Raw genomic sequence first — 14,204 nt, 5'->3', positions numbered from 1 at the left:
CTGAGTCTTACTACAGTTGTACACTGCTCAGGGCTACAGCCACCAGGACCGGGATAATCTCCGTAATCTCGCAAATGGCGCCCAGGGTATCACCGGTATATCCGCCAATCTTCCGAAAACAATACACTGAAAACAGCGCCGCTGTGAGAAGTGCCGCAAAGCATACAGCAAGGCCCATCCATTGTCCCACAATCCATCCTGCCATGACGAGAAACGCCGATGCCCACAACACATTCAACCATGATTTTCCCCTGCCGAAAGCGGTCGCGAGGCCGCCTTCGCTCCTGACATAGGGCAGGGCCGTCATCATCATGACCAGGGAACATCGCCCCGCCAGAGGCATCAGGATAATGATGCCAAGACGGAAAGGCAGGGGGAGAGACATCAATAGAGAAACCTTCAGTACAATCATAAAAACTACGGCGATGACACCCATGACACCCGTCCGGCTGTCTCTCATGATTTCAAGAACTTTTTCACGTGGCCGGGCACTGAAAAAACCGTCTGCCGTATCCGCCAGGCCATCCATGTGCAGCCCACCCGATATGCCTGTCATGGCAATCACGGTGATCACACTTGCCGGTAACGGCGGAAGGATAAAGCCGATAATGTGATCAATTACCGCCACGATAATTCCGATAAATAAGCCAACGACAGGGAAAAACGGCACGCATCTTTCAAGTTCCCTTTCTCCCACAACAAAACTCTTCGGAAAAGGGATCACCGTCAAAAACTGGATGGATGCCAATAGTGATTTCATTTATCCGCCTTGGAAACGGCCGCTTCCTCAAAGGTGGCCACTTCGGTAAGTATCCGGACAGCTGCCTCTACGAGATTCATGGAGAGCGCCGCCCCTGTCCCCTCACCGAGCCTGAGATCCAGATCCAGGAGAGGTTTTTTCCCAAGGCAATCGAGGGCAATTTGATGCCCCTTCTCCATACTTCGATGGGAAGCGATCATGTATTCACGGGCAGTCGGAGCTAAATGAGCGGCAATCAGCGCACCGGCTGTGGAGATAAATCCATCGACAAGCACGGGCTTTTTCATGGAGGCGGCGCCCAGAATCAAACCGGCTATACCGCCGATTTCAAATCCCCCGACTTTCGCAAGAACATCAAGGGCGTCACCGGGATCGGGTCTATTTATCTCAATGGCTTTTTCGATCATCGCAACTTTATGCAAAAGCTGACTGTCATCAATACCCGTACCGCGGCCTGCGATCTCAGAAACCGGCAAACCGCTGAATATGTTAATGATAGCGGCGCTGGAAGAAGTGTTGCCGATCCCCATATCGCCCGTCCCGAAGACGTCAGTCGCCAAACCCAATTCCAGGGCCACCTCAATCCCTCCTTCCAGGGAGCGAATTGCTTCCTCACGGGACATAGCCGGCCCGGTCAACATATTTTTTGTTCCCGCCCCTGTCCGTTTGGAAATAATCTTCCCCATAGTAACCAGTTCACTCAGGTCGCCTGCCACCCCCATATCGACAACCACCACCCGCGCGCCGACAAGCCTTGCAAGGGCATTGATACCCGCACCACCGCGCACGAAGTTGTACACCATCTGAACGGTTACCTCCTGCGGGTATTTGCTCACACCCGCCGCCACAATTCCATGATCACCTGCCATGGTTACCACGGTCTTTCGATCTACAGGCGGCTTTATCGCACCCGTCATCCCCGCCAATTCTTCCGCCAGATCCATCAACCGGCCGAGCGCCCAGTAGGGCATCGTAAGCTGTTCAAGCCTTGCCCGGGCACGGGCACGGGCATCCATGTCCTGGGGAACGATCTGATTAATCGTCGATTCAAGTAAGTTCATTCGATTTTCTCTCCTTTAATATTTATCGGAATGCCGCTGATCATGAAAATGACGATATCGGCACGACCCGCTATGATCTGATTGCACCGCCCCGCAATATCACGGAACAGCCTGGAGGCGGGATTATCGGGAATGATCCCCAGCCCTACTTCATTGGTTACAAAAATAACCGTGCCGGGAAGATCATCACAAACTCCAAGGACTTCTTTGCACAACCGTGCACTATCCTCCTCGGTAATATCCTTCCCTTGCTGCTCAGCTTCATACATGAGATTGTTGATCCATAACGTAAGGCAGTCAACAAGGATCACCTGGCTTGCCTTCGCTCTTTGCAGGGCGCCGGCAAGTTCTGTCGTCTCTTCGATGGTCTGCCAGGACGACGATTGACGTGCCTCTTTATGCTTCCGTATGCGTTCCTCCATTTCCTCATCGATGCAGGGACAGGTTGCAATATAAGTCCTGATACCGGAAATGGATTCGGCGACACCCTGGGCATAAGTACTTTTACCGCTTCTGCTTCCCCCCGTAATGAGAATGATTCTGGCCATGCTCTCCTACCTTAATACTTTATTATACCCGTTACCCAACTTCATTCAGTCCCGAAAGGACACCGGAACCGTCAAATAGTTCTCTCGTCGTAACCGAATAAAAAAATCCACGGACCGTTAACTGATCCGTGGATGCCGTTTTTCATCTCCGGTGAATTCAGCTTTGACTGTACCGCGCAGAGGTCAAAACTATCTTCTGTTCACAGGCAGGTCTTCTGACTTCCGGCTCTCCCTACTTGCCGCGCCTTCCCATCCTGAGAGGAAAGTGGCTCTTGCGGTTTTCGTCCCCGGTTACAGCGGCGGGCCCGTGGCGGATTTGCACCGCCTTCCCTCACGTCCTTCCGGACTACCCGTGTTGGAGTGATGCGTAACACAGGTATGAGGGGCTTGTCAAGAGAATCGCTTGTCAGAAATAAATGTATTTTTGTTAAAACGGGGGATAGAATCGTATTTCTGCCAAAAATATCCGGTTGAGATGATTCTGGCTGACCACCGGTATAAAACTGTCGGAATTTTTTACAATTTATTGCATAAGAAATATTACCGACAAATTTCTCTTCTTATCGCCATATTTTTTTAATGAAGCATATTAACTGATTGCGAAGAAAATCATCAATGACAGGGCAATAATGATTCTTCAGGCATGTTTTATGCTATATCTTATTTCAGTTGAAAACTTATTAAAAACATCAAGGGATCATTATGAAAAAAAACAGCATCATATGTTTTCGTGCGAGCAAGGATTTACATGAAGCCCTGGCGACAATTGCTCAAGACGAAAAGAGGTCCGTATCGTCAATAATTGAAATTGTCCTGACCAGATACGTAAGCGAGAGTAAGTTATTTAAGGGTGTCAAAAAAGAGAGGCGTCAGTATCAGAGAAAAGATATTCTGGCCCCGGCTTTAATTAAACAATTGGGTTCAGGAGAAACAAAGTTAGATACCGGATCAATAAGAGATATTTCCCTCGGTGGTTTACAAATTACAATCCCCAGAGATGCGAAATGTGAGATATCGGCTGATCCGCAAACATCCAAATTTGAAATAATTTTCACTTTGCCCGATGAGAACAGGCCGATATATTTGACGTGCGAGTCGCGCAGAGTTATTGATTCCGAAGAAAGTATCCATGTTGGGGCATCTTTTATTGATGCCAATTTTCACAGCTATAAAGCACTTCAAACATACCTGATGTAACCAGCATCCTTCCTCAAAAAAAATAACTATACTTCTCATGTCATTCCTGCGGCGGCAGGAATCCAGACTCCGTCCCCGCAGAAGTGGGGAATCATACAACAAAGATGGGATACCGCATCAGGTGCGGCATGACATAAGATAATAAGTGGGAACATAAAGAAAAGCCAACTCGGTATTCTGCAAGATAATGCTTACGTGATAAAAGAGGCCTCAGAGGTGTGGTTATTGTGGAGCGGATTTAACAATTAATTCTTTCGATAACAACATTACCGTCAGGCAAACGCAATAAAGCATCTAGAATCTGCTGGCATATCATTCTTCCATCGGCGTCTGAATCAAGGAATATCTGATATCCGTTCGATATTCTTGCATGACTTAACAGCTTAGGTGAAAACCCATTGTTTGCCAGCTTGATTGTTTCTTCAATATGGCACTGTTCCGTCGTCTTAATTCTAATGACACGTGCTTTGATATAACTTTCACGACTAATTACGCAAATTCCGTTCATAAAATTCTCCGTGGCGATACCGCATATCGAGACGCGAGGTTAAATTCATTTAGCATTACCCTGGAAATATTTAGCCAGAGCAGAGAGGATGAAAGACTCCTCCTCTTTCACCGGGAAAGACCCTGATTTACCTTTAAAATATACTGATATGCATGAATTGAGGGTTTCCATTTCTTCATGAGGATTCAATTCCTTCAGACCTAAAGTCACATCCTTGTCGCTTCTCTTCATAGTGTTTTCTCCTTCCTTAATGGATAGAACTTTCACACTTTTAAACAACGGGACACATGAAATACTACAACCCTTATTTGTATACAATCATTGCCTTTATAGTATACGATGTAATACAATATTTGTACCAGCTTTACTCCCTGTGAAACATCAAGCATATAAGTCTTTGAATATAAAGCATATAAATAATTTCAGGGTATTGCAGGGAATGATCTAAATCCAGATTTTCTCATGGAATTGTAAAGAATCCCGACGATCATGCTTATGAACAAGCATTATGAAGTAAAAAAGTATAGATCATAGAAGTTATATTGATACAGTTTGCTGCAAAATGAATACATGTTCGGGAAATAGAGACTGGATGCCACATCAAGTGTGGCATGACATACCATAAAATGTAGTGAACTATTAGTGACACGACACTGGAGATAAAAACGACTATGTGCTATAAATGATTAATATTATATGAATATTTTGAAATCTAGATTTATTGCCCTGACGGGTGTCGGTATTCCTTACAACATCGAAATATTAATGTAATACGTTGCAATATATAGAATTTTACCATTTTCCTCTCAAGTAACGCATTAAAATCGTCGGGATTCTTTACAAATTATATTGTGTTAAGAAACTGAAACTATTCTGGTACATTTGAGATACGTGATAGAGATCACATTATTCTTAATGAAATAAAGATGTTATATAATGCAACACATACTTTGAAAAAAATTAACGGCATGGTATATCGTTTGCTTATATAAAAATGTAAGAAAAAATAAATGGTAGCGGTTATAAGTGGAATTGGGTATTGTCGAGTAGGTCTTGCAGGATTAAGAAGGAAGTTTAAAGGGTAAACTCATTTTTTAACGTTCAGCAGAAAGGCAGGGTGAGATCACCCTGCCTTTCTTATTCTCAATGTTCTCTATCCTTATCTGGATACTGCGATCATGACGTTTCTTGCCCTTCCCCACCATGTCTTGAAATCATCATAGGAGATGGTTAATTCACGGCCAAAAGAGGGATCGGCCACGATGACCGTCTTGTACACATCATCATAGCCTATTATTACTGACATGTGCCGCGACCCTTCCCATTTTCCCGGCGCAACATGACCCCACATGACGGGCACATTATTATCGATATACTTTTTTACCGTTTCCAGATCACCCCCTTCGCGGTGATCGACGTTGAATCCCGACCTGCTTAAGAAACGCGCCGCCGTCCTGTCATCAAGCCCCTCTCCTTCCCTTACTCTGCTTTTCCTGCCCTTCATCTTCTGGAAAATCATATCCTGATCCACATCATAGCCGTAATATCGAAAAATCATCTCCATACTGGCCATGACACACCAATTGTGCTTCTGAAATATCAGAGGGAAATTCTCCAGCTTCTGCTGCGTTCTCGTAAACGCTCTCCTCGTGTCTTTTCGCGGTTTCGGTTGCGAAACTGTAACTGTTTTCTCAGGCACTTCCGGTTTTTCGGCAGAGACTTCCGTTTGCAGATCCGAATCCTGCACCCTCAGCCGTTTAACCTTCCTTGTCTCCTCCGGCTGGTCATCGGAGAAATGCACGACTCCGTCATTATCAACCCACCTGTACATATCAGCAGCGCGCACGGGTAGTGATAATCCCGTAATCACCAGAATGATTATCAGCTTTTTTAAATGAGGCGTTCCTTTCACACTTATACCTCTTTAGCAAAAAGATCGGTTCTCTTGATAATTTGATTTGAAAAACTAAATCAAGTAAACTAGAGTAATAAGGCAACCCAAGAGCGACAAATTATCATATAATAAAACGTTATCCCGCCATACACATATGCTTTATCGGAAGAACCATGGATATCTTTATTCACATGCATAATGCAATGGATCAGCGGCATATAGATCAATCATGGAAAGTTAAACAGTCCTCAGAAGATCAAATCGAAGCCGTCTGCACGAAAATATTACAGGAAACGGAAACAGAAAAAGAGAAACAGTCAATCCTCTGCAAAAATTGCAAGAGCGAGATCACAACCGTCGAACATTCCGCCGTTGTCAACGGACAGCATGCGCACATTCTTAAAAATCCCGCGGGCATTACTTTCCACATCGGGTGCTTTTCAAAAGCCTGGGGATGTATTGTCTACGGTATTCCCACGGACGAATTCACCTGGTTTGCTGGATTCAGTTGGTGTGTTGCGTTATGTGCACATTGTTTCACCCACCTGGGCTGGTATTACCAGTCAGGTGGGGATAGTTTTTTCGGTCTTATCCTGGCCAACCTGGCGAAAGATTCAAAAATCAATTGATATGTCAGTAGGTTACCTTCACTATTTATCTACGGTACCTGAAATTCGTCTCACCATGGTGAGACGACAATAGAGCTTACATACTTCGCCTGAATATACGGACATCCACAACAGAGACGCCTTGCTCGTAAACCAGCACCGGGTTAAGATCGATCTGGTCAAGATCGGGATTGCCGACCGCCAATCGGGAGACTCCTTTCATAACCTCTACAAGTGCCGCCTGATCCCTGGGCGGTTGCCCCCGGACACCGGCAAGCAAAGGGTACCCGGTGACAGAGCGGATCGTCTGCCGCAGTTCCTCCTCTGACGCAGGCAGCAGGCAGAACTGTACATCTTTATATATCTCGGTAAAAATCCCCCCCAGGCCGAACATCAGGGTAGGACCGTACTGAGGGTCAGTAAAAACTCCAACAATAACTTCCATGCCGCCGGGCCTGGCCATAGGGGATACGGTTACCCCTTCCAGCCGGGCATTGGGGGCATGTGAGGCGGCGCCGGCCATAATTTCCCGATACGCTGTGTGCACTTCTTCATCAGTGGATAGATTGAGACGTACACCGCCTACATCGCTTTTATGGGCTATATCTAATGAGGCTATCTTGAGTGCGACCGGCGCGGCAACATCGCGAGCCAGCGCCACAGCCTCTTCGGGTGAAGTAGCCAGTAGCGCGGCAACCGCGGGGATACCGGCTTTATCCAGCAATGCCAATGACTCACCGGCGGGCAACAGATGCAAACCGGAAGTCGATGCATGGGGTAAAGAAGGAGAAATGGGTCGGCTGTCAAACCGGAAGAATTGATGCAATGCCTTGAGACCACGTTCGGGAGCAGGAAAAACCGGAATACCTCGCTCGTGGATAAGAAGACGTTCCTCCCGTTCGACATCGGCGCCGCCTAAAAAAATCACCAGTTCAGAGGCATCCGGGGTAACGATTTTAGAGGCCCCGGAAATCGGGTCGCCAAAAATAATGACCATAGTATCGTAGTCAGCCCTGGCGGCATCAATCACTTTGGTATACAGGGTCGGATCGCCGATGACGTCTCCGGTAAGATCTATAGGATTATCAACTGCGCAGTGGGCGGGCAAGATCGCACGCAAACGTTCTTTGAGGGCGGTACTCGGTGTTGGCGTCTCGAAACCCAGTTTTTCCGCCTGGTCGATTGCTATTATCGCGGCTCCTCCCGAACTGGTGATATTGAGTAACCTTCTTCCGGGAGGCTTTGACATATGGGCCAGTGCTTTGGCATAATCGTAGAGTTCTTCAATGGTATCGGCACGGTGCACGTTGTACTTTTTGAAGATAGCGTCATAAACGGCATCCACTCCCGCCAGTGATTTGGTGTGTGACTCCGCCGCGATACGGCCTCTCGGGGTGCGCCCGGATTTGAGAATGACAACAGGTTTAGTGGCTGCGGCCAGGGCGTTTTGGAAGTCGACCGGTCGCTTTACACCCTCGATATAGAGGGCGATTACCCTGGTATGAGGATCCTGGTTAAAATACCGGATGCAATCTGCTTCATCGACATCGGCTCGGTTGCCCAGACTGACAAAAACGCTTACGCCGAGATGTTCCTCGCTGGCCCAGTCCATGAGTGCCGCACCAACCGTCCCGCTCTGGGAAATGAAGGCCATTCGACCCTTCATGGTAAGCAACGGCCAGGAGGCACAGAGATTATGGTGCGGATTATTTACCCCCTGGCAGTTGGGGCCTACTACCCGAATACCATAGCGGCATGCCGTATCGGCCAGCTCTTCCTGGAGCTTTGCACCATCTTGGCCTGCTTCAGCAAATCCCCCGGTTATAACGACAGCGGCCTTGACCCCCGCTATACCACACTGATCGATGGCGCCGGGTACCGCCTTTGCCGGAATAATCACGACTGCGAGGTCCGGTGGGGGTGAAATATCACCGATCTGCTTGTAAACTGAAAGACCCAGAATCTGATCCGCCTTCGGGTTGACCGGATATATCGGCCCGGCAAAGCCTGCATGAATCAAGTTGTAGACGACATCATAGCCGATTTTACCGGCAGTAGGCGAAGCGCCTATCACCGCCACGCTTTTGGGTTTATAGATAGCATCCAGTTGGTTTATAAGGTCCATGGCTCCTCCTTTTTTACTCTGGGTTAATGGACACCTGATTACATTTATGACGATGTTATCACGGGTATGGAGCGTCAATAAAAATATTTTGATGAAAGAAAAAATTAATGATCGAATCCGCTTTTGATCAGGGTGAGTATAAGGAAAATATATGTATGTGTCAATTGGAAAGAGGCAAAATATTCGGATGAAAAAAGGATTGAGTTCGACAAGATTCCCTATTACAATAAACATAATGGAACAATCATTCATTTGAGACTCATTACTATTTATATGTTCCTCATTTTACCTTGTGCATGAACAGTCAAATTACATTCATCGTCTCCATTTGTGCTGCCGAGATATTCTCCATGGCGGGAACGATGTATTTCCCCGCCCTATTACCTGCATTTCAGAAGGAATGGGGACTCAGCAATACCGAGGCTGGCTGGATTAACGGTATCTTTTACGGGGGATACGCAGCTTTTGTTCCCATCCTTGTGAGTCTCACCGACCGAATTGACCCGCGTCGGATTTACCTGTATTCAGCCTCTTTCGGAGCTGTTTCCATGCTTTGCTTCGGAATGTTGGCCGAGGGCACTGCGACAGCGATGATATTCCGATTCTGCTCAGGCATCAGCCTCGCCGGTACTTTCATGCCCGGCCTGAAAGCGCTCAGTGACCACATCACGGGAAATAACCAGAGCCGGGCTATCGCGTTCTACACCTCGTCGTACGGCGTCGGCACAGCTATCTCGGTATTCCTGTCCGGGTGGTTTACAACCTGGCTCGACTGGCGTCAGGCTGCCGCACTGCTGTCTCTGGGATGTTTGGGAGCCGTTTTGATCTGTGCTCTTGCCATTAAACGGAAGACGTCCGATTCGCCCCGAAAAGGATCTTCACTTTCACCTTTTGACTTCCGGGGGACCATCCGAAATAGATCGGCCATCGGGTATATGCTCGGATATGCCGTTCACTGTTGGGAGCTCTTCGGATTCCGCTCGTGGATGGTAGCTTTCCTCGCCTTCAGTTTAAGTATCCAGGCAGGGCATGACCAATTTCTCAGTCCTCAGAACGTGGCAACGCTTGTTTTACTGGCGGGTGTCCCTGCCAGCATTCTGGGCAATGAAATGGCGCACCGTTGGAATCGCAGGCGGGCGGTCGCAATTTTCATGCTGCTGTCCGGCGTTATAGGATGTTTCCTCGGCTTCTTAGCGCACCTGCCGTACACAGTCGTCGCCGTACTCTGCACCATCTATGGGATCGCCGTAATGCTGGACAGCGGATCACTCACAGCCGGAGTTGTCGCCTCGTCTTATGATGCCGATCGCGGAAGGACACTGGCGCTGTATTCATTCGCCGGGTTCGGTATGGCATTTATTGCACCGCTTGCCTTCGGCTTCGTTCTTGACATCGCCGACAACGCATTGCACGGGTGGGGTTTTGCCTTTGCAATACTGGGATTAGCCTCCATGAGCGGGCCACTATGGTTAAGGCTGTTTCGCTCCAATGAATAAAGAAGCGTTTACCTATAAATAGAGCTGACTTTTACATTACATTCGAAAAAGGAGACTCACGTCATGAAATCGTACCGGGAGGAACTGTGGTTTAATACCCCCAGCCGACGGGCTTTCGTTAACATTACATCACAGGTAGAACAATGCCTCAAAAAGAGTGGCATCAAAGAGGGACTGGTCCTGGTCAATGCCATGCACATCACGGCTTCAGTCTTCATCAACGATGATGAATCAGGCCTGCATAAGGACTATGAGGAATGGCTTGAAGAGCTGGCGCCTCATGAACCCGTCTCACGCTATCGCCATAATAGGACGGGAGAGGATAACGGCGACGCCCACCTGAAACGGCAAATAATGGGAAGAGAGGTCGTCGTCGCTATTACAAACGGCAGACTTGATTTCGGCCCTTGGGAACAGATCTTCTATGGTGAATTTGACGGCAGAAGAAGAAAAAGGGCGCTGGTAAAGATAATTGGAGATTAGAGTCTTGAATAGTGCTTGCATTCACAGGTGGTATAATTTAAATAGCGCAATCACATCTCACTATAACGAGGAGGGTAGTATGAAATCACGTTTCGCATATAGCTTCCTTTTCTCAGTAATCATAATCATTTTCTTTGCTCTCATGGCGCCGACGCCAATACCGGCAGCAGACACGATCAAGCTCGGTGTCGCCGGTTCCCACAGCGGTGATCTGGCTTCCTATGGTATTCCTTCCGTGAGGGCGGCGGAACTGGTAGTCAAGGACATCAATGAAAAAGGCGGTATTCTCGGCAGGAAGGTAGAACTCCTTATTGAAGACGATGCCTGTAAGCCTGAAATTGCCACCAATACCGCAACGAAGCTTGTTTCCAAAGGAGCTCATGTAGTTCTTGGACACATATGCAGCGGGGCCACCAAAGCGGCACTTGGAATGTATAAGGAAGCTAAAATTATCGTTCTTTCTCCCTCTGCCACAAATACGGAGCTGACGCAAAGCGGCAAATATCCCAATTTTTACCGGACAATCGGCTTCGATAAGAACCAGGCAAAGATGGCAGTGGACTTTGCCGTTAACAAACTCAAGTTAAAAAAGATAGCAGTTCTGCATGACAAGGGAGATTACGGCAAAGGTTTTGCGGAATACGCTAAAAATTATATCACTGCTTCGAAAAAGGCTGCGGTTGTCCTGTTTGAAGGTGTCACTCCCGGTGCAGTTGATTATTCCGCGGTGGTTCAAAAAATCAAGCAATCCAATGCAGAAGCGGTAATATATGGTGGTTATCACCCGGAAGCGTCCTCAATAGTCTCTCAGATGCGTAAGAAAAACATGAAGACCCTGTTAATATCTGATGATGGGGTTAAGGATAACACCTTTATCAAAGTGGCGGGGAAATATGCTGAGGGAGTTTATGCGACGGGACACAAAGACACGTCGAAAAACCCCCTGGCCATCGCCGCCGTAGAGGCGCATAAAAGAACGTACGGAACTGAGCCAGGCGCCTTCTTCCTGAATGCTTATGCAGGAGCGCAGGCGTTACTGAACGCTATTAAAAAGGCCGGATCTACAGATTACGGAAAGGTAAGCAAAGCGCTTCGTACCTATTACGTAGACACTCCCTTAGGAAAGATCAAATTTGACAATAAAGGAGATGCCATCGGCGTAGGATTTTCCATGTACCAGGTCCGTAAAGGGGTGTATGTGGAAGTAAAATAGTATTCGACATGGATTATTTTTTAGAACTGTTTATCGGCGGACTGACACGCGGCAGCATCTACGCCCTTATCGCCCTGGGCTACACCATGGTCTATGGCATCATTGAACTGATCAATTTTGCCCATGGTGAAATCTATATGCTCGGCGCCTTTACAGCCCTGATCATTGCGAGTGTCCTGACTATGTCGGGGATGAACGGCCTTTCCGTCTTGATTATGGCGTCGGTTGTAGCGGTAATCTACTCCGCCGCCTACGGGTTTACGGTAGAGAAGGTCGCCTACAAACCAATTCGTCAGGCGCCCCGCCTTTCGCCCCTGATCAGCGCCATCGGCATGTCCATCTTTCTCCAGAATTACATCCTCCTGGCTCAGACATCGGACTTCCTCCCCTTTCCCAACCTGATGCCGGAACTCAAATTCATGGAACCTTACGCCAGTTTCATAGGCTCCACGGAATTTATTATCATACTGACTACTGCGGTGATCATGGTCCTGTTAACAATCCTGATAAAATTCACGCGCATGGGGAAAGCTATGCGGGCCACCGCCCAGGACAGGAACATGGCCATGCTGGTGGGTGTTAACGTAAACCGTGTAATTTCCAACACCTTCATTATCGGTTCAGCCCTGGCCGCTGTCGGAGGGGTACTGATTGCCTCCCATATAGGGCGGATCAACTTCTACATCGGTTTTATTGTGGGAATCAAGGCATTTACCGCTGCGGTTCTCGGAGGAATCGGCAGTATTCCCGGAGCGGTACTGGGAGCATTAGTGCTGGGATGCACGGAAAGCTTCGCTACCGGTTATGTATCGAGTGATTACGAAGACGTCTTCGCCTTTATCCTTCTTATCCTTATTTTAATATTCAAGCCTTCAGGGCTCTTAGGCCATTCAACAGAACAGAAAGTATGAGTAATTTGTACACCGCAAAATACATCGAAGGGCTGAAGCAATCCATCGTCATTTCGCTGTGGTTCATGTTTCTCACTTTTCCTGTTATGGCAATACGGGTCAATACCATTGAAAATATCATCGAATGGCGCTTGATGAACATGGTTTACGTCGGCGCCGGCAGTTTCATTCTGTCATTTCTCTGGCGCTCTCTGTCAGGAAAAGAAATAGCTAAATGGAAACCGATCACAAATGTACGAGAGGGAGACAGATCTCTCACGCAGCGTATCCTCGGCGAGCGAAGGATTTTCCTTCCCGCACTGGGAATTATTGCCGTTTTCGCAGTCATTTACCCCTTTGTCTTTTCCATTTATCAAACAAATATTATGACTACCGCCCTCATGTATATTGTTCTGGCTCTGGGTCTTAATATCGTTGTGGGTCAGGCGGGCCTTCTGAACTTAGGCTATGTGGCCTTCTATGCAGCGGGCGCGTATACCTACGCCCTTTTGTACCATCATTTTGGTATTGGTTTCTGGATGGCACTGCCCCTGGGGGCGCTTGCGGCTACTCTCTTAGGCGTTCTCCTTGCTCTGCCGGTGCTGCGCCTGCAGGGCGATTATCTGGCTATCGTCACCCTTGGCTTTGGAGAAATCACCCGGCTGATTCTCGAAAACTGGAACGAGTTTTCCTTAGGCCCAAGCGGCATCTCAGGAATCCCCCGGCCCGGCCTTTTCGGCATGGAGATGAGCATTCAAAATGCCACTATATACATATATTTTCTCATGATTATCCTCTGCATCATTACGATCTTTGTCGTGAACCGCCTGCAGGATTCACGGATAGGGAGAGCATTGATCGCTCTCCGGGAGGACGAGATTGCCTGCCAGGCCATGGGTATCGACAAAACCAGGGTAAAATTGACCGCTTTTGCATTAGGTTCCACCTGGGCCGGCCTTGTCGGTGTTATTTTTGCGGCGAAGACCACCTTTGTCAACCCCGCAAGCTTCACCTTTTTGGAGTCAGCCATGATACTTTCCATTGTGGTTCTCGGTGGAATGGGTTCTATCACCGGTATTATCATCGGCGCCTTCATTCTGATCCTTCTGCCGGAATACCTCCGGGCATTCAGTGATTATCGGATGCTCCTTTTCGGAATCATTATGGTGATCATGATGATTTATCGCCCCCAGGGAATCGTCGCCGGCGTCCGCAGGACCTACGAATTTCGCGTGGAGGATAAGTAAAGAGAAACTTTTGAATTTTAATTCCTATTGTCATTATTATGAAAATAAAACCATACGGGGTTAGAAAACTCCGTCTATCGACCGTCGGGTAATCCCGTCTATCGATAGGCGGTACATTCCTGTGCCGCCAGTCATGCATTATTTTCATGCCTTCGTGGTACCCCACGGGGCATG

General features: G+C 47.8%; 14 protein-coding genes and 1 riboswitch. Of the genes, 7 read left to right on the top strand and 7 right to left on the bottom strand.

All coding sequences use genetic code 11. The features are described 5' to 3' along the window. Positions 1-10 precede the first annotated feature (10 nt). Genes cobS through cobU form a run of 3 tightly spaced genes read right to left on the bottom strand, consistent with a single transcriptional unit; the run spans position 11 to position 2,369 of the window. Positions 11-760 (bottom strand): adenosylcobinamide-GDP ribazoletransferase, encoded by a 750-nt coding sequence (cobS, locus tag NTW12_12940; protein ID MCX5847241.1) that lies wholly within the window; start codon positions 758-760, stop codon positions 11-13. Then, entirely contained in the window at positions 757-1,821 is a 1,065-nt protein-coding gene (gene cobT, locus NTW12_12935) for a nicotinate-nucleotide--dimethylbenzimidazole phosphoribosyltransferase (protein MCX5847240.1), read from the bottom strand. The genes cobS and cobT overlap by 4 nt, the downstream gene beginning before the upstream one ends. Beyond that, on the bottom strand, positions 1,818-2,369 hold the full coding sequence (cobU, locus tag NTW12_12930) for a bifunctional adenosylcobinamide kinase/adenosylcobinamide-phosphate guanylyltransferase (GenBank protein MCX5847239.1): 552 nt from the start codon (positions 2,367-2,369) through the stop codon (positions 1,818-1,820). Before cobU ends, cobT begins: the two co-directional genes overlap by 4 nt. Positions 2,370-2,556: 187 nt before the next feature. Further along, a riboswitch (cobalamin riboswitch) is annotated at positions 2,557-2,738 on the bottom strand. 333 nt (positions 2,739-3,071) lie between these two features. Between cobU and NTW12_12925 the strand changes: the two genes are divergently transcribed. Beyond that, positions 3,072-3,566 (top strand): PilZ domain-containing protein, encoded by a 495-nt coding sequence (locus NTW12_12925; protein ID MCX5847238.1) that lies wholly within the window; start codon positions 3,072-3,074, stop codon positions 3,564-3,566. A gap of 238 nt (positions 3,567-3,804) precedes the next feature. Here the strand turns inward: NTW12_12925 and NTW12_12920 are convergent, their stop codons facing one another. The 3 genes from NTW12_12920 to NTW12_12910 all read right to left on the bottom strand — a co-directional run bounded on the left by NTW12_12920 (position 3,805) and on the right by NTW12_12910 (position 5,986). Beyond that, entirely contained in the window at positions 3,805-4,074 is a 270-nt protein-coding gene (locus tag NTW12_12920; GenBank protein ID MCX5847237.1) for a hypothetical protein, read from the bottom strand. Between the two features lie 45 nt (positions 4,075-4,119). Then, positions 4,120-4,305 (bottom strand): hypothetical protein, encoded by a 186-nt coding sequence (locus tag NTW12_12915; GenBank protein MCX5847236.1) that lies wholly within the window; start codon positions 4,303-4,305, stop codon positions 4,120-4,122. A 928-nt stretch (positions 4,306-5,233) separates the two neighbouring features. Next, a complete protein-coding gene (locus NTW12_12910) occupies positions 5,234-5,986 on the bottom strand; it encodes a C39 family peptidase (GenBank protein MCX5847235.1) in 753 nt (250 codons plus the stop codon). A gap of 155 nt (positions 5,987-6,141) precedes the next feature. Between NTW12_12910 and NTW12_12905 the strand changes: the two genes are divergently transcribed. Then, positions 6,142-6,597, top strand: coding sequence for a cereblon family protein (locus NTW12_12905; GenBank protein MCX5847234.1), 456 nt, complete (start codon positions 6,142-6,144; stop codon positions 6,595-6,597). A gap of 76 nt (positions 6,598-6,673) precedes the next feature. Here the strand turns inward: NTW12_12905 and NTW12_12900 are convergent, their stop codons facing one another. After that, positions 6,674-8,701, bottom strand: a complete 2,028-nt coding sequence (locus NTW12_12900; GenBank protein ID MCX5847233.1) for an acetate--CoA ligase family protein — start codon at positions 8,699-8,701, stop codon at positions 6,674-6,676. 296 nt (positions 8,702-8,997) lie between these two features. Between NTW12_12900 and NTW12_12895 the strand changes: the two genes are divergently transcribed. From NTW12_12895 to livM, 5 genes are all read left to right on the top strand, one after another. Further along, on the top strand, positions 8,998-10,197 hold the full coding sequence (locus NTW12_12895) for an MFS transporter (GenBank protein ID MCX5847232.1): 1,200 nt from the start codon (positions 8,998-9,000) through the stop codon (positions 10,195-10,197). A 63-nt stretch (positions 10,198-10,260) separates the two neighbouring features. Beyond that, positions 10,261-10,680, top strand: a complete 420-nt coding sequence (locus NTW12_12890; protein MCX5847231.1) for a secondary thiamine-phosphate synthase enzyme YjbQ — start codon at positions 10,261-10,263, stop codon at positions 10,678-10,680. 142 nt (positions 10,681-10,822) lie between these two features. Then, on the top strand, positions 10,823-11,893 hold the full coding sequence (locus tag NTW12_12885) for a branched-chain amino acid ABC transporter substrate-binding protein (protein ID MCX5847230.1): 1,071 nt from the start codon (positions 10,823-10,825) through the stop codon (positions 11,891-11,893). A gap of 8 nt (positions 11,894-11,901) precedes the next feature. Continuing rightward, complete coding sequence (locus tag NTW12_12880; GenBank protein ID MCX5847229.1) at positions 11,902-12,804, top strand: branched-chain amino acid ABC transporter permease LivH; 903 nt, start codon at positions 11,902-11,904, stop codon at positions 12,802-12,804. Continuing rightward, positions 12,801-14,030, top strand: coding sequence for a high-affinity branched-chain amino acid ABC transporter permease LivM (livM, locus tag NTW12_12875; protein MCX5847228.1), 1,230 nt, complete (start codon positions 12,801-12,803; stop codon positions 14,028-14,030). Before NTW12_12880 ends, livM begins: the two co-directional genes overlap by 4 nt. The last annotated feature ends 174 nt before the right edge of the window (positions 14,031-14,204 follow it).

The sequence above is a fragment of the Deltaproteobacteria bacterium genome (assembly GCA_026388545.1).
GTDB lineage: Bacteria > Desulfobacterota > Syntrophia > Syntrophales > UBA2185 > JAPLJS01.
This window is presented reverse-complemented; position numbering and strand designations above follow the sequence as displayed.